The 19,037-nt window shown below is 47.9% G+C and carries 16 protein-coding genes; 13 read left to right on the forward strand and 3 right to left on the reverse strand.

The window, feature by feature from the left end; translation table 11 throughout:
- Window positions 1–44 precede the first annotated feature (44 nt).
- From BW972_RS05810 to porN, 6 genes are all read left to right on the forward strand, one after another.
- Window positions 45–836: a uroporphyrinogen-III synthase gene (locus tag BW972_RS05810; RefSeq protein ID WP_007656327.1), complete on the forward strand. Its 792-nt coding sequence runs from the start codon at window positions 45–47 to the stop codon at window positions 834–836.
- 156 nt (window positions 837–992) lie between these two features.
- Entirely contained in the window at window positions 993–1,952 is a 960-nt protein-coding gene (locus BW972_RS05815; protein WP_076421407.1) for a PorP/SprF family type IX secretion system membrane protein, read from the forward strand.
- Between the two features lie 225 nt (window positions 1,953–2,177).
- Window positions 2,178–3,197, forward strand: a complete 1,020-nt coding sequence (gene porK / locus BW972_RS05820; protein WP_007658788.1) for a T9SS ring complex lipoprotein PorK/GldK — start codon at window positions 2,178–2,180, stop codon at window positions 3,195–3,197.
- Between the two features lie 77 nt (window positions 3,198–3,274).
- Window positions 3,275–4,075: a type IX secretion system motor protein PorL/GldL gene (gene porL / locus BW972_RS05825; protein WP_007658787.1), complete on the forward strand. Its 801-nt coding sequence runs from the start codon at window positions 3,275–3,277 to the stop codon at window positions 4,073–4,075.
- A 51-nt stretch (window positions 4,076–4,126) separates the two neighbouring features.
- Window positions 4,127–5,725: a type IX secretion system motor protein PorM/GldM gene (gene porM / locus BW972_RS05830; protein WP_076421408.1), complete on the forward strand. Its 1,599-nt coding sequence runs from the start codon at window positions 4,127–4,129 to the stop codon at window positions 5,723–5,725.
- A 25-nt stretch (window positions 5,726–5,750) separates the two neighbouring features.
- On the forward strand, window positions 5,751–6,608 hold the full coding sequence (porN, locus tag BW972_RS05835; protein WP_007658785.1) for a type IX secretion system ring subunit PorN/GldN: 858 nt from the start codon (window positions 5,751–5,753) through the stop codon (window positions 6,606–6,608).
- Between the two features lie 217 nt (window positions 6,609–6,825).
- Here the strand turns inward: porN and uvrC are convergent, their stop codons facing one another.
- From uvrC to porW, 3 genes are read right to left on the reverse strand one after another with little or no spacing between them, the layout of a single operon-like run.
- Entirely contained in the window at window positions 6,826–8,646 is a 1,821-nt protein-coding gene (uvrC, locus tag BW972_RS05840) for an excinuclease ABC subunit UvrC (RefSeq protein ID WP_076421409.1), read from the reverse strand.
- 12 nt (window positions 8,647–8,658) lie between these two features.
- Complete coding sequence (locus tag BW972_RS05845; protein WP_076421410.1) at window positions 8,659–10,965, reverse strand: penicillin-binding protein 1A; 2,307 nt, start codon at window positions 10,963–10,965, stop codon at window positions 8,659–8,661.
- A gap of 1 nt (window position 10,966) precedes the next feature.
- Window positions 10,967–13,870 carry a type IX secretion system periplasmic lipoprotein PorW/SprE gene (gene porW, locus BW972_RS05850; protein WP_076421411.1) on the reverse strand — a complete coding sequence of 968 codons (2,904 nt, stop codon included), beginning with the start codon at window positions 13,868–13,870 and terminating at the stop codon, window positions 10,967–10,969.
- A gap of 296 nt (window positions 13,871–14,166) precedes the next feature.
- On the opposite strand from porW, the gene BW972_RS05855 reads away from it, so the two are divergent.
- The 7 genes from BW972_RS05855 to atpA all read left to right on the forward strand — a co-directional run bounded on the left by BW972_RS05855 (window position 14,167) and on the right by atpA (window position 18,990).
- Window positions 14,167–14,397: an AtpZ/AtpI family protein gene (locus tag BW972_RS05855; protein ID WP_007653348.1), complete on the forward strand. Its 231-nt coding sequence runs from the start codon at window positions 14,167–14,169 to the stop codon at window positions 14,395–14,397.
- 4 nt (window positions 14,398–14,401) lie between these two features.
- The gene (locus tag BW972_RS05860) at window positions 14,402–14,785 is read left to right on the forward strand and encodes a hypothetical protein (RefSeq protein WP_007653347.1); all 384 of its coding nucleotides are present in this window, start codon (window positions 14,402–14,404) and stop codon (window positions 14,783–14,785) included.
- 44 nt (window positions 14,786–14,829) lie between these two features.
- On the forward strand, window positions 14,830–15,867 hold the full coding sequence (gene atpB / locus BW972_RS05865) for a F0F1 ATP synthase subunit A (protein ID WP_007653346.1): 1,038 nt from the start codon (window positions 14,830–14,832) through the stop codon (window positions 15,865–15,867).
- Window positions 15,868–15,904: 37 nt separating this feature from the next.
- Window positions 15,905–16,168: an ATP synthase F0 subunit C gene (gene atpE / locus BW972_RS05870; RefSeq protein WP_007653345.1), complete on the forward strand. Its 264-nt coding sequence runs from the start codon at window positions 15,905–15,907 to the stop codon at window positions 16,166–16,168.
- A gap of 133 nt (window positions 16,169–16,301) precedes the next feature.
- Window positions 16,302–16,796: a F0F1 ATP synthase subunit B gene (locus BW972_RS05875; protein WP_007653343.1), complete on the forward strand. Its 495-nt coding sequence runs from the start codon at window positions 16,302–16,304 to the stop codon at window positions 16,794–16,796.
- Window positions 16,797–16,849: 53 nt separating this feature from the next.
- Window positions 16,850–17,407, forward strand: a complete 558-nt coding sequence (gene atpH / locus BW972_RS05880) for an ATP synthase F1 subunit delta (protein WP_076421412.1) — start codon at window positions 16,850–16,852, stop codon at window positions 17,405–17,407.
- Window positions 17,408–17,409: 2 nt separating this feature from the next.
- Window positions 17,410–18,990: a F0F1 ATP synthase subunit alpha gene (gene atpA / locus BW972_RS05885; protein WP_007653339.1), complete on the forward strand. Its 1,581-nt coding sequence runs from the start codon at window positions 17,410–17,412 to the stop codon at window positions 18,988–18,990.
- Window positions 18,991–19,037: the final 47 nt, after the last annotated feature.

The raw sequence follows: 19,037 nt of genomic DNA on the forward strand, positions 1-19,037 counted from the left end.
TTTCGGCGGGCGGCTTATATTATAAAAACAGACTTCCATACTCTATGGCTGAAAGTAAAGAAAAGGCTTGGGCAAATCCTGAAAGACACAGTATTCCGATCAAGAGTATACTCGTAACGCAACCACAGCCAACCACTGACAACTCTCCCTATCTCTCGATAGCAGAAAAGTACGGCATTAAGGTTGATTTCAGGGCGTTTATTGAGGTAGAGCCTGTTTCCTACAAAGAATTCCGCAAGGATAAGGTGGACATTCTGTCGCACACGGCTGTTATTTTTACCAGCCGCAACGCAGTAGACCACTTTTTCAGAATATGCCAGGAGAGCAAGATAGAAATGCCTGCGGATATGAAGTATTTCTGTATTTCAGACCAGACGGCATACTACCTGCAGAAATACATCACCCTGCGTAAGCGTAAATTGTTTGTAGGTGAGAAAACAGCCAAAGATCTCTTTGAGGTGATCAAGAAGCACAAGAACGAGAAGTTCCTGTACCCTTGCTCTAACATCCGCAAAGACGACATCCCGGGATTCCTGAAGACAAATAAGATCAAGCACACGGAGGCGGTTATCTATAAGACAGTGGCAGCCGACCTGTCGGATCTGGACGATGTAACCTACGACTGCATCGCTTTCTTCAGTCCATCAGGCATCAGCTCGCTGTTTATCAACTTCCCTGACTTTAAGCAGAATAATACCCGCATAGCAGCTTTTGGTCCAACCACGGCCAAGGCAGTGCGCGATGCAGGGCTGGAGCTAGACATTGAGGCACCGATGCCAAACGCACCATCCATGACGGGAGCGATTGAGGTGTACATCCAGAACCAAAAGAAATAAATCAGGCTTTTAAACAGGCAGGATTAAAACAGTAAAACGCAAAGGCAAGTAGAATCAACCATCTGCTTGCTTTTGCGTTTTACTGTTTAATATATATATTTGGTTCAACTCTGGCTCTTTAACGTCCAGTTAACGCATGCTTAGCTGCAACATTCTATGAAAAAGATTATACCTGCCGTTTTGTTGCTGTTTTTCTGCCACCTCAACTCCTGGGCGCAGCAGCAGCCCCAGTTTACCCACTACGGATTCAACGGCATGTATATCAGCCCGGCTTACGCAGGTATAACCAACCGCCCAGAAATACAATCCATCTACCGCTACCAGTGGCTGAACTATGATGCCTCCTTTGACGATGGCGGTTCGCCACGCACATTGCTCCTGACGGCTCATACCCCGGTGCGGCTTTTGAAGGGCGGTGTAGGTATAACGCTTGTGCAGGACCAGATCGCTAACACCCGCATTCAGCAAGCCGCCATCTCCTACTCCTTTCACCTGAATGTGGGCGAAGGCAAGTTAGGGATCGGTGTTCAGGGCAATATAAATAATATAAGAAAGGGCAGCTACCGATTTATCGACGAAGGCGACCCAAACATCCCATTCAATAGCTCCGATTCCAAGTTTGACATGGGCGCGGGACTTTGGTATGAATCAGAGCGCTTCTATGCAGGCGGTGGTGTGACCAGTCTACTGCGCTCCAGCTACCAGTTTATGGACGTCGATAACACAGGAGGCGGCCGCGTAGTCGGCGAGAACCACATCTACCTGACAGGCGGCTACCATTTGCCGCTTAGCAACCAGCTGGTACTTACTCCTACAGCCCTCTTAAAGCATGATACAGAGACATTTTCGTTTGATGCAGGCGCCCGCGTAACATTTGATGAAAAATATTGGGGCGGATTGAATTTTCGGCATCAGGAAGCTGTTAGTGCGCTTGTGGGTATAGCGATGTTGCAGGACAACGCGCTGCGGGTAGGATATGCATTAGATCTCACAACATTTAATAAAGTGGCCAAGGCCCCAACATCACATGAAGTGATGGTTTCCTACCGATTACCTGAGCCAGTTGTTCGGTTCAGACCGCCAGTGCGAACCCCACGCTATAATTTCACTAAATAAATTTTCATGATATTGTATTTATCACTGAAAAGCTGTATTCTTGAAAAAATACAGTTAAAATAATTCTTCTATGGTATAATAATCTTGATATTGTACCGTTTGAAAATTATTAATAAGTGAGAATTTTAATTGTTTTTGTTTTATTTCTAATTCTCAATATATTTGCTACACCAGAAATAGTGTGCATAAATCATTGCTAAAAAATTTACTTTTTCCAAAGTCATCATGAACAAACTATTAAAGCTGTCTTCCTTCGCTTTGGCGGTGGTACTGCTTGCGAGTTGTGGGTTAAGAAGAGGACCGCAAGGCGACCTAGTAGGCGCAGAGGATCGACCAGACTACAATCCACAAGCTGTACCTTACGGCATGGTCGCCTGCCCGGGCGGAACTTTCCATATGGGCCAGGCTGATCAGGACATAGCGGCCACTATGGCGAACCTGAACAAGCAGGTAACAATAGGCGGCTTCTATATGGACGAAACCGAGATTACGAATAACGAATACCGTCAGTTCATTGAAGTAATGGTCAATGACTCAATCGATATTCTGGGCGAAGACTTTGTGATGACAAGCCTGTATCCGGACACAACTGTTTGGGTGCGTGACTTCACTTACCATATGGGTGACCCCTTGATGGAATACTATTTTTCTCATCCAGCGTTTGACGAGTATCCGGTGGTGGGTGTGAACTGGTTTGCTGCCAAGTACTTCTCTGACTGGAGAACGAAGCATAAGAACCAGGCCAACGCTGACAACGGAATGGCCCCAATGCCTAAATTCCGTCTGCCATCTGAGGCTGAGTGGGAATACGCTGCCAGAGGCGGCCGTGATATGGCGACATACCCTTGGGGTGGTCCATACCTGCGCAATGCCAAAGGCTGTTTGCTAGCTAACTTTAAGCCGGGTCGTGGTGATTACTACAGCGATGGCTTTACCTATACAGCTCCTGTAGCCCAGTTCTTCCCGAACGACTTTGGTCTGTATGACATGGCTGGTAACGTAGCGGAGTGGTGCGAAGATGCCTACGCTGATGCTACAGTTCCGATTACCTGGGACTTGAACCCGGTTTACTATGATGATAACGAGCCTCGCAAAGTAGTAAGAGGCGGCTCTTGGAAAGATATTGCATACTTCCTTGAAACTGGCACCCGTAACTTCGAATATCAGGACTCAGCCAGATCGTATATCGGTTTCCGTAACGCGATGATCTACCTGGGACGTTCTTCAGGAAGAGAGTTCAGATAGTCAATAGAAGTGTTCTTTACAGTTAAAAACTAAACAATTTAATACCCAATCGTTCACATTTAATTTTTGAAAACAAAATGAGCAAAGCTAGAGGTCGCAGTTTCTTGTACGACGTGTTGATGCCCAAAGTGTATGGTCTTGGTGCCGCAGTCGTAATTATCGGAGCATTGTTTAAAATTCAGCACTGGCCAGGTGCCGACATCATGCTGATTGTTGGTCTTGGTACAGAGGCCGTAATCTTTGCCCTGAGTGCATTCCAACCACAGCCACACGATCCAGACTGGGCAAGAGTATACCCACAGCTGGCTGATGACTATGCAGGTGAGGCGCTTATCCCAACCACAGCTTCAAACAACGGTCCTTCTGCAACGAAGGAACTTGACAAAATGATGCGTGATGCAGACATTACGCCTGCTACAATCAATTCACTGGGTCTTGGTCTGAACAGACTGAGCGAAACAGCCGCTCAAATGGCTGACCTGAGCCAGGCTACTGCTGCTACAAACGAGTACGGTGTACGCGTTAAAGCTGCCGGTGACCAGCTGGGCCGCATTACAGAAGCTTATGCTACAACAGCAGATGCACTGTCTAAAATGGCTGTTGCTACTAACGATGCGCAGGAGTATCATACGCAAGTACAGAGCATGACAAGAAACTTAGGTGCTTTAAATGCTGTTTACGAAATGGAGCTTCAGGATGCCAACAACCACCTGAAAGCAATGAACAAGTTCTACGGAAACCTGAGCATGGCCATGGAGAACCTGACCGATGCAAGCAAGGACACAGAGCAGTTCAAGCAAGAAGTTTCTAAACTGACGCATAACCTACACTCACTGAACACAGTGTATGGTAACATGCTGACAGCTATGAAAGGCTAATTGCGCAACATTTCCTAAATCAACAAGAAAACAACAGTAACTAAGTAGAAAATGGCTGGAGGAAAAGAGACACCACGGCAGAAGATGATCGGTATGATGTACCTGGTACTGACCGCACTTCTCGCCCTGCAAGTGAACTCTGCTATCCTGTTAAAGTTTCAGTTTATTGATGAGAGTCTTATGGACGTCAACAATAAAACGCAGACTGACAATAGCGGAGTTGTAACGAATATTAAATCCAAGGTCAGCGAAGGTGGTAACCGAGACAAAGACAGAACTGTACTCGAGAGCGCCAATGCTGTTAGAAAAGAAACAGGTGAACTGGTAGAGTATATCCGTGGCCTTCGCGCGACTCTGATCGAAAGAACAGGTGGTGAGAATGAGGAGAAAACCGGATATTCAAACCCTAGTGCAGAAGATCAGGTTGCTATGACTATGATTGGGCCTGCTAGTGCTAAGAACGGTGCCGCTTACGAGCTGGAGCAGCGTTTGAACAACTACGCAAAGTTCATGAAGCAGTATAACCCAAGCATGCCGGACATCCTGGCACGTGATGGTAAGACTGACCCAATGGCTGCCAAAGATCGTAGCCAGCGCAACAAAGATTTTGCACAGCTGAACTTCGAAGCTACTCCACTGGTAGCTGCCCTAGCAACACTTTCTCAGAAAGAAGCAGAGATTCTGAAGTACGAGGCTGATGCCCTGCAGAACCTTGCTCAAAGAGTAGGTGCTGACATCATCAAGTTTGAGAAGATCTTCGCGATGGCTCGTGCTGAGTCTAAAACAGTAGCCGCTGGTACTAAGTATAAGGCTGACATGTTTATTGCCGCTTCTTCTGATGCGATCACACCAAAGATGACGTTCCAGGGTAAGCCAATCAACGTAGTAGACGGTAAAGGTCAGATTGAATTCACGGCTGCTGCCTCAAACTACGACGCTGATGGTAACTCAAAGCAGACTTGGAAAGGTCAGGTGATCATCGACAAAAATGGTGAGCAGGAAGTACTTGACGTAACAGAAGAGTACATCGTAGCAAAGCCAGTAATTCAGGTACAATCTGCAGCAGTACAGGCCCTATACCTGGGTTGTGCTAACGAACTGAACGTACAGGTACCAGCTCTTGGTGCGGTTTACGATCCTAGCTTCTCTGCTTCAGGTGGTTCTGCCATCAAAGGTGCTAAGAAAGGCCAGGTAACCGTAATCCCTACTACTACTGAAGTGAAGCTTAACGTGAGCAGCGGTGGTAACGCCATTGGTACAGAAACTTTCAAAGTTCGTCCAGTGCCAAGACCATCTCTACAAACTGTAGTGAACGGAAGACCAGTAGACCAGAAGAGAGGTTTGCCAGCACAAGGCATCAGAGCTGTAGAGATACAGGCGATCGCTGACGAAGGTTTCAAGCAATTTTTGCCACAGGAAGCACGTTATAGGGTAACGAAGTGGAGAGCATTCCTGGTAAGAGGTTCTAACCCAGTTGATCAGGCTGAGTTTTCTAGCCCAACAGGTGACCTGAGCCGTTTTGCCTCTAAAGCTGCCAAAGGCGACCGTGTTACGATCGAAGTAATGGAAGTGAAGCGTCTGAACTACCAGGGCAATCCGGTAGACGCGAAACCAACAGGCGACGGTATCTTCACTATCCCACTTAACTAATTAAGATTAGAAGCTTACAAGGAGTATGAAACTTATCAAAGTAATAGGTGTAGCAGCTGGTATGATGCTCTCTTACGGAGCAGTAGCACAGCAAGTGTCTACCACGCAGTCCAGTAATCCATCAGCAAGACCTATTCCGGAGTCTGATGTGTTGTTCAAGAAAACGGTTTGGCGTAAGATCGACTTGCGCGAAAAGCAAAACAGACCTTTGTTTTCTGAAAACAGAGAGATCACCAAAGTTTTGATCGATGCTGTAAAAAGCGGCGAGTTGGTGGCCTATAAGACAGACTCTGTAAATGTACCGCTAACCAGAGAGGAATTCCTGGCTAACATGACTGCCAAAGATATGGGCGGTGGATTAACTGAGGAAGAAATCGCAGCTGGTTTCGGTCAGGAAGAGGAAGATGATGATGCTTGGGGCGCTGCCCTGGGTACAACTGCTACTCAAGAGACTGGTCCTGTAAGCAACGAGTACTTTGCAAAGCAGCTATACCTGTTGGAGCTGAAAGAGAACGTAGTGTTCGACAAGAAACGCTCTCGTATGTACCACGATATTCAGACAATTAGCATTAAAGTGCCATCTACACTTAACCCACTTGGTTTCGAGCAGACAGTAGGCAGCTTTAAAATGAGTGATCTGGTAAAGGTGTTCAGAAACAATCCTGAAACTGCTATCTGGTACAACGCTCAGAACGATGCACAGCACAAGAACCTGGCTGATGCATTTGATCTGTGGCTGTTCAGCTCTTATATCACCAAAATATCTAACCCGAACGACAGAGCTCTGGGCGATATCTACGGTGGTGGTAAGAAAGGACTGTTAGCTGCTCAGGAAGCGCTTGAAGCGTTGATCGAGTACGAATACAGCCTCTGGAGCTACTAATTGTAAGACAATCATAAAAAAGGGGGAGATCTTTTCAGATCTCCCCCTTTTTTTGTTTATAAAAAACCTATTGGAGGTTGGAAAGGCAGAATATAGCTGGCTGCGTTCGTATTAATAGTATAGATTATTTTATGGGAGCAGTAGGCACTTCCAGTAAAAACCATACAGTATGGAATAACTGCAAGATCAATGGAAGATTAAAAATTGGAAAAACTAATTAAGAAGAAGGGCCTTCGGCATTATGAAAATAATCGTAAAGAATCTGGGCCTTACGCTGACCCACCTCAGCAGTTAATTCCGTCAAAGTAAGTTCTTTGAGCTTCTTTACTGACCTGAATTTCTGAAGTAATGCATCAGCCGTGCTCGGACCTATTCCTTTCACTTCTGTTAATTCGGTCTTCAAGGTACCAGCATCACGGCGTGAGCGATGGAAGGTAATCGCAAAACGGTGTGCCTCGTTGCGTAAGCGTTGAATAAGTTTCAATGACTCTGACTTCTTATCGATGTAAAGCGGAAGCTTATCACCCGGGTAGAAAATCTCTTCGAGCCGCTTTGCTATACCTACAATAGCGATCTGTCCCCATAAATTAAGATCCTTAAGGGCTTGCACAGCAAAACTCAGCTGCCCTTTGCCACCATCGATGATAATTAGCTGCGGTAGAGGCTGCTTCTCTTCAATTAGACGGCGGTAACGACGTGTCACCACCTCGTACATCGACTCAAAGTCATTTGGGCCAACGACAGATTTGATATGAAAGTGACGATAGTCTTTTTTGCTTGGTTTGCCGTTTTTGAAGCATACCATCGATGCAACCGGATTATCACCCTGAAAGTTGGAGTTGTCGAAACACTCGATCTGGCGAGGAAGCTCAGTTAACCGGAGGTCTTTCTTCAAAGTTTCCAGCACACGGAGTTCACGTTGCTCGCCAAGGCTCTTATTCTGCTCCTGACGTCCTTCACGCTCTTTACGAAGGTACATGGCATTCTTCATCGAAAGGTTCAAGAGCTTGCGCTTATCGCCTATCTGTGGCTGCGTGATGGTGATGTTATCGAGCGGCAGGGAAAGCTCAATATTGGTGATAATCTCTCGGGAAGTGCTTTCAAACTCATGACGCAGCTGTACAATCACAGAAGCCAATAGCTCTTCATCAGACTCATCCAGTTTTTTGTGTAGCTCCAGGGACTGTGTCTGTATAATAGAGCCGTTCATTACCTTCAGGTAGTTCACAAAAGCACACTTCTCGTTTGATGTAATCGAAAAGACATCGATGTTGGAGAGTGTGTTGCTAACAACAGTTGACTTCGCCTGATAGTCTTCCAGGAGATCGAGCTTCTGCTTGTAGCGATGGGCCTGCTCATATTGGTAATCAGCTGCTGCTTCTGCCATTCGCTCTTTAAAGTAATTTTTCGCTATCGAAAGATTACCCGAGAGAATGTTCTTGATCTGAGCAATGTACTGGTTGTAAGTTGTTTCATCTACCAAATCTTCACAAGGGCCTTTACAGTTACCGATGTGATACTCCAGGCAAACCTTAAACTTACCAGCAGCAATGTTTTCTGGAGACAGGTTATAGGTGCAGGTACGGAGTGGATATAAAGTCCGAATCAGGTCCAGTACAATATGCATGGTGGTGCCGCTAGGGTATGGGCCAAAGTAGCGGGAACCATCATTGATCTTATTACGCGTGCTGATGACACGGGGGAAGCGCTCATTTACAATGCAAATGTAAGGGTAAGTTTTTCCATCCTTAAGCAGGATGTTATACTTGGGCTGGTACTGCTTGATGAGGTTGTTTTCCAGCAAAAAGGCATCAGCTTCCGTATCCACAATCGTGAATTCGATGTCCTTGATCTTGGAGATAAGCTTCAGCGTCTTTTTATTATGCTGGGCAGAGCGATTGAAATAGGAGCTGACACGCTTCCTGATATCAATCGCTTTGCCTACATAGATGATGCCTTCATCATCGAAGAACTTATAAATGCCCGGTTTATGTGGTAAATGGGAAATCTTCTCCCGTAGCTTCTCGTTTGCAGCCATGCTCAAATTTCATTAGAAAGCATCTAAGTCGATCGGGGCAGGTGTTTGATAAAACTGATCCTGCTGAACGGAGTCTACTGACATGCCGTTGTTATACTTAGAACAATCTAATTCTACCGATAAAGGCGTAGAAGGTTTAGGGAAAGGATCTCTTGTAGCTTCTAAGGTCTTGTCGGCGTATACCTTCTGAAGGAAGTTTCCATAGATCGGCATGGCCAGTTTATTGCCCTGACCCAACGCAATGGTACGGAAGTGAATAGAACGGTCGTCACCACCAACCCAGGCACCAGCTACCAGGTCCGGCGTTATACCCATGAACCAGGCATCAGAGTAGTTTTGGGTTGTACCAGTCTTACCGCCAATCTCGTTCTTAAGTCCGTTGCGGTGGCGCAGGCCGTAGTAAGCAGTACCGCCAGGCTCTGCCGCAGCCTTGAGCATGTGCACCATCATATAAGCAGTTTCTTCACTCAGGGCATCTACCGTCTTCGGCACAAATTCGTGCAGCACATTGCCATGCTTGTCTTCAATACGGGTGATAAAGTTTGGCTCTACCCAAGTTCCACTGTTCACAAAGGTGCCATACGCACCCACCATGTCATAAAGTGTTACGTCATTTACACCAAGCGCCAACGATGGATTAGCCTCCAGTGGTGTTGAGATGCCCATACGTTTGGCGGTCTTAACCAACGTTTCTGCTCCAAGTTTGTTCACCAGGAAAGCAGAGATCGAGTTAACGGACTTTGCCATGGCATTGCGCAGCGTGAACTTCTCGCCGGAGAATTTATTATCGGCATTGTTAGGACACCACATAGTGCCGTCACCCAAAGGTATACATACCTGCGTGTCGAGTACCTCGTAGCAAGGATAATAGCCATTCTCGATAGCGGCAGTGTACAGGAACGGTTTGAACGTAGAGCCCGGCTGACGAGCACCCTGCTTCACGTGGTCATACTTGAAGTGCTTGTAATTGATGCCACCTACCCAAGCTTTGATGTGCCCCGTCTGCGGCTCCATAGCCATGAAACCAGTTTGCAGATAATGTTTGTAATGCTTGAGCGAGTCAAGCGGACTCATCTGAACTTCCTTTTCTCCATCATAAGTAAAGATGGTCATCGGGATTTTCTTGTTCAGGTAGTAGTTAATAGAATCCTGGTTGCCATCGAAGCGTCTGTTCAGGTTGCGGTAGCGGTCGGTACGCTTAATAGCGTTCTCCAGGTAATTCGGGATTTCTTTGCCCTGGCGATCGATCCAGGGGTTTCGGCCTTTCCAGTGTGCAAAAAACTCTTTCTGGCGATCTTTCATATGCTCCTCCACTGCCTGCTCTGCATAAGTCTGCATGCGTGAGTCGATGGTGGTGTAGATCTTCAGACCGTCGGCATACAGGTCGTAGCCATTCTCGCGGCACCACTTCAGCAAAAACTTACTGGCTTCGGTACGGAAATAGGGTGCAAGACCAATGTTTTGGTTCTCGACACGGTATTTGAGCTTGATATCAGTTTCTTTCAGGCTGTCGTACTCGGCCTGTGTCATGTAGCCGTACTTCACCATCTGCGACAAAACTACGTTGCGGCGATGCTTCGAATTTTCCGGATTAAACTTCGGGCTATAGTGGTTCGGGTTCTTAAACAAACCTACCAGCACAGCTGACTCCTGTACCTCCAGGTCCTTCGCATCTTTACCAAAAAAGGTCTTGGCAGCAGACTGCAATCCGAAGGCATTGCTACCAAACTCGAAGATGTTCAGGTACATGATCATGATCTCCTGCTTGGTATAGGACTGCTCCAGCTTCACCGACATGATCCACTCCTTTGTTTTGTGGATAAGCGTACGGAAGCCTGGCTTGTCATTCAGGTAGCCGTTGTTCAGCTCTTCACCACGGGTGCGGAACAGGTTTTTGGCAAGCTGCTGTGTCAGGGTACTGCCACCACCTTTGGAACTGCCTATCAGTATACCTCCGGCAACACGGGCCATGGCCTCCGGGTCTATACCTGAGTGCTCTTCAAAACGGATATCCTCTGTTGCCATCAAGGCATGCACAAAGTTTTCGGGCAGGTCAGCGTACTCGATCGGGGTGCGGTTTTCGCGGAAATATTTGCCTAGCTCTTTGTTATCGGCGGAATAAAGCACAGAGGAAAGAGCACTCTTCGGGTTCTCGAGTGTGCGCATGTTGGGCAGATCTCCGAAAAGGTTCAGGAAATTGACGCTGACCGCATAAATATACAGGATGAACATAGCCAGGCCACTCAGGAAGAGAAGCCACAGTGTGGAAATGACCTTGGGGAATACCGTTTTTGGTTTTGGGCGGGTGGTTGTTGCCATGTTAATTATTCGTTCTGAAGTAATTCAGATATTCTTCTACATCCTTCTTCTGAAGCAACTTCTGCCAGTTGTCGGATGATATTGCAAAGGTAATGAATTCTACGCCTCTAATCTTGCCAATCGGGGATTGAGGTGCTTTTTGTTTGATGTTATAAGCCTGCGCCTCTTTCATGTTAGGAAAGGCGCGCAATAGCAGTACACCTCTGTTGACGTCGAAAGGCTGCTGGTCCAGCATTAGCTTCTGATTACGGAAATAGGTGTTGTTATACTTCTCATATTTTGCCTCAATATCTTTAAAAGCAGCATGCTCTGTCGGGTATAGCATCACAAAATAATATGCCGAATCGGGAGCATTGGTATAAGCCAGCGGATCAGCGGCTGGTGGCTGTACCGCTGGAGCCTGAGCCGTTGCTGTATCCTGTGCTACTGCAGCTACATCCAAAGGCGTGCCAACCTGAGTAGTGGCTGTCGTGTCAGGCCGGTTGGTTGCCGTGGTATCTGGTATAGGAAGCGCCGTGGCGGGACGCTGCTGTTGCAGGGCCGCATTGCGCTCACGTGCAGATGCCAGTGCGATGCTGTTGTTGACCCGCTGCTCCGGTGTGCGCTCGTCGGTTAGCTGTGCTGTAGGGGGAGCGGGAGCTTCCTGGCGGAGCTGTTGCTTGCTCTCCAGGTCCTGGTAGCGCTTAAGCAACTCGTCGGCACGCGGGGTTAGCGGACTGGATGGGTGCTGCTGCTTAAATGCCAGCAGCTGCTGTTGCAGCAATTCGGGCCTTTCGGAGCGTGCGGTGATCATGACATGCAGGAAAGCCACTTTATCAGGTATGTCGTTGAGCGGGTATACCTGGCTCAGTTCTTTGAGCAGGGTAGTTGCCTGCTGGTATTCGCCTAGTTCGTATTGTGCATAAGCAGAATCATAGAGCGCATGTGCCTTGATGTTGTCAAGTGCGTTCTGGCTCATGTAGTTCGGGTCGTCTACCAGCTTCGCATAGATTGTGTTGGGGTATTGCTGCTTGATCTTAGCGTAATAAGTTTCCTTCTGTTCGCTGCCTGCCCGACTGTAGATCAGGTATAGGCTGTAGTGCGCCTCGGCTGCATGTTCGGATTGCGGGAAGCGTTGCAGGAACTTCTCATAGGTAGCAGTGGCCTGATCAGGTGAGTTGAGCTTTTGTGAGTAGATGTTGGCCAGGCGGAACATGGCATCCTCCAGCAGTTTCTCTGACTGCTGTATGGCCAGTGTCGTGGTCGGGATATTCTGCAAATATGTTTCCACCTGCGTCTGCAGGCGGGCAGAACGACTTTCTTCTGTTTCAGCTTCTGCTGCGGATTCAACAGGGGCCTCCATTGCAACGGCTTCATCCTGGCCACCTTCTATTTCGCCACGGCTCAGGAGTCGCCAGTTGTCCTGCAACGGTCGGTCGCCCCAGCGCCTTACGAATTCAGAGCGGGCAGTAGCCATCGCCGCCGGGTTATCGAAATAAAATACACCTCCTGTATTGCCGGCGCCTAAGGCTGCATTGGGATTATTGCGGCCTCCGACTGTTACGGCTGCCTGCTGCTCCTGAGCCCGTCGGGCTTTGCGTTGCTTATCCTGTTCCAACTGGCGAGCCTGCTCCTGCTGTCGCATTTCCTCTTCCTGCTGCACTATGTTTTGCACAAAGGCCAGGCGTTCACCTTCGCTCATTGCGGCTAACTGCTGCAGGCTGTCCTGTAACTGTATCGTGTTATACTGCTTCGTGAAATCTGCCAGCACATTGCGGCGCTCGAGTACTTGCTCATATTCTATAGCCTGTTGCGGGTATACCTGCACGGCACTATCATAGTAAGCCTGAGCCAGGTCATATTTGTTCAGGTTCTCAAAATAGATCTGACCAGCCAGCAGGTAGGTATAGGCTTTCTGGTTAGGTATAGAGCCCGGAGTTTTCAGAGATTGCTCAATGTTCTGCAGCGCTTTGTCGTAGTGTTGCTGGCGACGCTCGAACACGGCCATTTCGTAGTAGATCTTATCGCGGTACTCGGTGTTCTTCTCGTCGCGCAGCATTTTCTGATAGTAGCCAGCGATGCGGTTCAGGTCTTGCGCATCGTCCAGTTCCGATACCTGGCCCAGGTATAGACGGCTGAAGAAGCCTAGGTCGTAAGGCGGATTGCGACGCAGAATACGGCTGTACTGCTGGTAGGCTTCCTTGCTTTGGCCACGGTCCTGGTAGAGGCGTGCCAGTGAGAAACGTACGCGCGACTGGTCATCCCGCTCCGTGAAGTTCGGCAGGGACAGGTCCAGGTTCTCGATCACGGCGGCGGTATCGCCCTGCATCAGGTGGTACTCAGCGCGGGCCAGGTATAGCTCGCGGGCATTGTCACGGTTCAAGCGCTCTTTGCGCAGAAATTCTGACACCTGCCAGGCATTGTCCGTCTCACCAAGCTTCAGGAAAGCACGCATCAGCCATACCAGCGCCTCGTGTTTAACGTGGCGGTCTTTGCCTGTGGAGTTTACATAGCGGAAGGTCTGTGCGGCCTCCGGGAAATTAAGCTCGTAAAAGCGCACCTTGCCGATGACCAGGTAGCTGTCGTCGATCCATTTGCTGTTCGGGTGGTATTGGATCGGGAAAGAGGCCTTTTTGATCACATCCTCCAGGTCGGCGGCGTGTGCTTTATAAGTAGCGGAGTCGATGGGCGGGAAGATGGGCAGTGGGCGGTTGTAATCATACACGGTCTGGTCCTGTATGCTCTTTTCAATCGCCTCGAGTTTCTCTTTAGCCAGAAAATAGCCATTGTAGCGGGCTGTTGTGTTATGATAGGCCTTACTGAGCGGATTATTGCGCTCAGCAGAACAGCCAGCCAGTATAAGGCAGGACAGCAAGAAGAGAATATATGATGGGTTTTTGCTCAAAGTATCGATCGTGTGCAGCATATATAAGGCAGTCCGGCCGCCTATTCCATTATAACGGCCTGGCTATACCTGAAAGTATCTGGGCCAGGATGAGGCTTAAGCCTCAAGCCATCTACAAAAATACAATAATATGCCAATTATGTAAGGGGCTGTGGATAAAGCCTGAAGCCCGGTATTGAACTATAGAAAATAAGAAATGGTTTCAGCCCTCAGAAGGCATTTGAGGCACCTTAAAAAGCTGGCGAAATAAAACTGATTTGCAGAGAAGCCCATGAAAAAAGCGTAATTTTACAAATCCTTGAAAAACAAAGCAGCGCATGTCACAGGCAGATGATCAAAAGCCAAAGGGCGAAGAATCGTTTAAATCGTACCTGAAGTACTCGGGGCTGGCCTTTCAGATGATCGGGGCGATGGTGCTGGCCGCCTGGGCAGGCTCCAAGCTGGACGACTACATGGGCAACGAGAACCCCTGGATGACGATTGTGCTGCTCGTAGTGGCCGTAGTAGCCTCTATGGTATTGGTAATTATCTCATTAAGTAAAAAGTAAAGCAGTGAAATTCTTCAAAAACCTCCTCATTTTTACTGGTGTCGTGAGCATCGGTATTGGCTTGCTCTCCTTTTATACCGGCACGGCGCTATTGCACCCACTGATCTGGTTTATATTAGGCTTTATGGTGGTAGTTACGGCGCTGGCCTTTTATGTGTCGCGACTGGGCGTTGGCTACGACCCCGATAACTTTCAGTTGTATTACTTTGGCTCGATGGGTTTCCGGATGATCCTCAGTATAGCGGTTATTTTTATTTATGTGTTCATGTACTCTGAAAATGAGCTGCAGTTCGTTTTCAACTTCTTTGCCTTATATTTTCTATTTACCGGGTTTGAAATCTACAGCTTAATAACTAACTTCGCACCGCAATTGAAAAAGCAAAACTAAGAATAGCATTTGCGGATTTTAAATTTGCTTCTAAATCTCTCTTAATGAAGAAGTTATTTATTTTACTGTTTTCCTTCCTGACGATCACTGCTTCTGCAGAGGCTCCGGTTGAAGGCGGCGAGTTCAAGCCAGGCGATATGATCACCCATCACATCGCGGATGATTACAACTGGCATTTTGCCGATGGTGTAACGCTCTACCTTCCTGTTATCCTGATCGATAACGGTACACCAAAGGTGTTTTCATCAAGTAACTTCTATGACGAGAATCACGAGTTGGTGCCTTATGAAGGTTACATGGTGAGTCATGGTCACATCTATCGTGCTGATGCCAACGGACAGCCAGCCGCGGACCAGTCTTCTCTGATTGACATATCTATTACAAAGAACGTTGCTTCTCTTTTCCTTAGTGTGGCCCTGCTTTTTGCAGTTTTCTTCACAATCGCTGGAAGCTATAAGAAAAACAACGGCAAAGCGCCAAGAGGCATTCAGTCTTTCTTTGAGCCAATCATCATCTTTATCCGTGACGAGATTGCCAAGGCGAACATCGGTCCGAAGTATGAGCGCTACATGCCATACCTGCTGACAGTTTTCTTCTTTATCTGGTTCAACAACCTGCTTGGTTTGATGCCAGGTGGCGCTAACTTGACTGGTAACATCGCAGTTACACTGGTACTGGCTACACTGACACTTTTGATCACCGTATTTAGCGGCAACAAAAACTACTGGAAGCACATCTTCGCTACACCAGGTGTTCCTGTGTGGCTGGCTCCGATCATGATCCCGGTTGAATTGATTGGTATCATTACCAAGCCATTCTCCCTGATGGTTCGTCTTTTTGCCAACATCACGGCAGGTCACATTATCATCCTGTCGCTGTTTAGCTTGATCTTTATTTTCCAGAGCATTGCAGTAGGTCCTTTGAGTGTGGCGTTTGCTACTTTCATGAACTTCCTTGAGCTGTTCGTGGCATTGCTTCAAGCGTATATCTTCACGCTGCTGTCAGCGATGTATTTCGGTGGCGCAGTGGAAGAGCATGACCATGTAGGTGACCACGGTCATGGAGATGGTGCGCATCATTAATCTGTTTTTTATTTTTTAACTATATATAACTATAATTATGTTAGCAATTTTGCTTCAAGCAGTAGCAGCTACAACCGATTTCGGTTTGGCTATCATGGGTGCCGGTATCGGTGCTGGTCTGGTTGCCCTTGGCGCTGGTTTGGGTATCGGTAGAATCGGTGGTTCAGCCATGGAGTCTATCGCGCGTCAGCCAGAAGCTGGTGGTAAGATCCAGACTGCTATGATTATCGCGGCTGCCCTTATCGAAGGTGTTGCACTGTTCGGTGTGGTAGTTTGCTTGCTAATCTCTTTCAAAGGCTAATATCCTTTGTAATTGGTCTCTCGTCCGGACGCATGGTCCGGACGGAGAGGTCCAAAATAGTTAAATAGTTAAAAGCAATGCCGGTGTAGAACCGGTGAACTGATTAGAACCTAATTATTCAAATTCATACACAATGGAATTAGTAACCCCAGGTATAGGTTTAATTTTCTGGCAGACGGTGACGTTTATCATCGTGCTGTTCCTGCTTTCCAAGTTCGCCTGGAAGCCGATCATGAACGCCCTGCACGAGCGTGAGACTTCTATTGAAAATGCACTGAGCGCTGCTGAAAAAGCAAAGCTGGAGATGCAGGGTCTGAAGGCAGAGAACGAAAAACTGCTGGCTGAAGCCCGTATGGAGCGTGACAAGATCCTGAAAGAAGCTTCTGATGCTGGTAACGCCCTAGTGGAAACTGCAAGACAGAAGGCAAACGAAGAAGGTTCACGCATGATCGCACAAGCCCGTGAGTCTATCGAGAATGAGAAGCGTGCCGCTATCACAGAAGTGAAGAACATGGCTGCTGCTCTTTCTGTGGATATCGCTGAGCGTATCCTGCGCAAAGAACTGAGCAACCCACAGGCACAGCAAGAGCTGGCTAAAGATTATATCAACGAAGTAACGCTTAACTAATCGTATCACATAGCCCTGTCACTATTTAAGTGCGAAGGCCATAATAAAGCAATATGTCAGAAATAAGAGTTGCTTCGAGATACGCAAAGTCACTGATTGAACTGGCACAGGAGAAAGGTGTTCTGGAGCAAGTGAAGGAGGACATGGATATGTTCGCCAAAGTGCTTGACCAGAGCAGAGATCTGAGACTCCTGATGCGCAACCCGGTTGTGAAATCAGACAAGAAGCTGGCAGTGATCAATGCACTGTTCAAAGGCAAGGTAAATGACCTGACCCTGGCTTTCTTCAGCATTGTGGCCCGCAAAGGCCGTGAGTCAGTGCTGGAGTTTATCGCGTCGGAGTTCGTGAGTCAGTACAATGTGTACAAAGGCATTACAACTGCCAGCGTAACCACAGCGGTGCCATTGACAGAAGAACTGCGCAACGAACTAGGTAAGCGTCTGGTAGCCCAGACCGGCCAGCGCGTAGAATTAGAAGAAAAAATTGATCCGTCCTTGATCGGTGGCTTCGTGCTCCGTGTTGGCGATCAGCAGATTGACAGCTCTGTGAAGTATAACCTGAACAAGCTGAGAAATAAATTTAAAGACAACCCCTATATCAATAAATTATAATCATGGCAGAAGTAAGACCTGACGAAGTATCAGCCATACTAAGAGAGCAGCTATCTGGCTTCCGTTCTGAGGCAGAATTGGAAGAAGTAGGTACAGTACTGCAAGTGGGTGACGGTGTCGCTCGTATCTATGGCCTTTCCAAAGCACAGTCTGGTGAGCTATTAGAGTTTGAGAACGGACTTCAGGCGCTTGTTCTGAACCTGGAAGAAGACAACGTAGGTGCCGTAATGCTTGGCGACTACAGCGAAATCAAAGAGGGTGCCACTGTAAGAAGAACGAACCGTATCGCCTCTGTAAAAGTAGGTGATGGCATCATCGGCCGTGTGGTAAACACACTGGGCCAGCCAATCGACGGTAGAGGTCCGATTGCTGGTGACCTGTACGAAATGCCACTGGAGCGTAAAGCACCTGGTGTGGTATTCCGTCAGCCAGTAAACGAGCCAATGCAGACTGGTATCAAGGCGATCGACTCCATGATTCCAATCGGCCGTGGCCAGCGTGAGTTGATCATCGGTGACCGTCAGACAGGTAAGTCTGCCGTTGCGATTGACACGATCCTGAACCAGCGCGAGTTCTTCGAAAAAGGACAGCCTGTATTCTGTATATATGTAGCCGTAGGTCAGAAAGCATCTACAGTAGCACAGGTAGTAAAGTCACTGACTGAAGGTGGCGCAATGGATTACACAGTGGTAGTTTCGGCTTCTGCTTCTGATCCGGCTCCAATGCAGTTCTTTGCTCCATTTACTGGTGCTGCCATAGGTGAGTTCTTCCGCGATACCGGCCGTCCTGCACTGGTTGTTTATGACGACCTTTCCAAGCAGGCCGTTGCTTACCGCGAAGTGTCTCTGCTTCTTCGTCGTCCTCCAGGGCGTGAAGCTTATCCTGGTGACGTATTCTACCTGCACTCGCGCCTTCTGGAGCGTGCCGCTAAGGTGAACGCATCTGATGAGATCGCTCGTAACATGAACGACTTGCCAGAGTCTATCAAGCACCTCGTGAAAGGTGGTGGTTCATTGACTGCTCTTCCAATCATCGAAACACAGGCTGGTGACGTTTCTGCCTATATCCCAACAAACGTAATTTCGATCACTGACGGTCAGATCTTCCTCGAGACCAACCTGTTCAACTCAGGTATCCGTCCTGCGATCAACGTAGGTATCTCAGTATCGCGTGTGGGTGGTAACGCTCAGATCAAGGCGATGAAGAAAGTATCTGGTACGTTGAAGCTGGATCAGGCGCAGTTCCGTGAACTGGAAGCGTTTGCGAAATTCGGTTCTGACCTGGATGCTGCGACTAAGCTGACAATTGAGCGTGGTCGTCGTAACCTCGAGATCCTGAAGCAGCCACAGTTCTCTCCAGTATCAGTTTCTGAGCAGGTAGCCATCATCTACTGCGCAACGAATGGTCTGTTGGACAACGTGCCTGTATCTGAAGTTAGAACTTTCGAGAAAGACTTCCTGCGCACCATGCGTGCTCAGCATCAGGACACACTGAACGCGCTGCTGGCTGGTAAGCTGGACGACGAGACAACAGGTGTTATCAAGCAGGTAGCCAGAGAGCTTTCTGCCCGTTACAAAAAGTAATAGTTGGTTATGAGTTAGAGACTGCTGATAAAGGCGGTCTCTAACTT

This window comes from Pontibacter lucknowensis (assembly GCF_900156415.1).
Classification (GTDB): Bacteria; Bacteroidota; Bacteroidia; order Cytophagales; family Hymenobacteraceae; genus Pontibacter; species Pontibacter lucknowensis.

Bases quoted from the DNA above. Each gene is read 5' to 3' on its own strand.
- atpE (WP_007653345.1), top strand. From the start codon at position 15,905: ATGTTAGCAATTTTGCTTCAAGCAGTAGCAGCTACAACCGATTTCGGT.
- BW972_RS05815 (WP_076421407.1), top strand. From the start codon at position 993: ATGAAAAAGATTATACCTGCCGTTTTGTTGCTGTTTTTCTGCCACCTC.
- uvrC (WP_076421409.1), bottom strand. From the start codon at position 8,646: ATGGCTGCAAACGAGAAGCTACGGGAGAAGATTTCCCATTTACCACAT.
- porW (WP_076421411.1), bottom strand. From the start codon at position 13,870: ATGCTGCACACGATCGATACTTTGAGCAAAAACCCATCATATATTCTC.
- BW972_RS05810 (WP_007656327.1), top strand. From the start codon at position 45: ATGGCTGAAAGTAAAGAAAAGGCTTGGGCAAATCCTGAAAGACACAGT.
- atpB (WP_007653346.1), top strand. From the start codon at position 14,830: ATGAAGAAGTTATTTATTTTACTGTTTTCCTTCCTGACGATCACTGCT.
- BW972_RS05845 (WP_076421410.1), bottom strand. From the start codon at position 10,965: ATGGCAACAACCACCCGCCCAAAACCAAAAACGGTATTCCCCAAGGTC.
- atpH (WP_076421412.1), top strand. From the start codon at position 16,850: ATGTCAGAAATAAGAGTTGCTTCGAGATACGCAAAGTCACTGATTGAA.
- porN (WP_007658785.1), top strand. From the start codon at position 5,751: ATGAAACTTATCAAAGTAATAGGTGTAGCAGCTGGTATGATGCTCTCT.
- atpA (WP_007653339.1), top strand. From the start codon at position 17,410: ATGGCAGAAGTAAGACCTGACGAAGTATCAGCCATACTAAGAGAGCAG.
- porM (WP_076421408.1), top strand. From the start codon at position 4,127: ATGGCTGGAGGAAAAGAGACACCACGGCAGAAGATGATCGGTATGATG.
- BW972_RS05875 (WP_007653343.1), top strand. From the start codon at position 16,302: ATGGAATTAGTAACCCCAGGTATAGGTTTAATTTTCTGGCAGACGGTG.
- porL (WP_007658787.1), top strand. From the start codon at position 3,275: ATGAGCAAAGCTAGAGGTCGCAGTTTCTTGTACGACGTGTTGATGCCC.
- porK (WP_007658788.1), top strand. From the start codon at position 2,178: ATGAACAAACTATTAAAGCTGTCTTCCTTCGCTTTGGCGGTGGTACTG.
- BW972_RS05855 (WP_007653348.1), top strand. From the start codon at position 14,167: ATGTCACAGGCAGATGATCAAAAGCCAAAGGGCGAAGAATCGTTTAAA.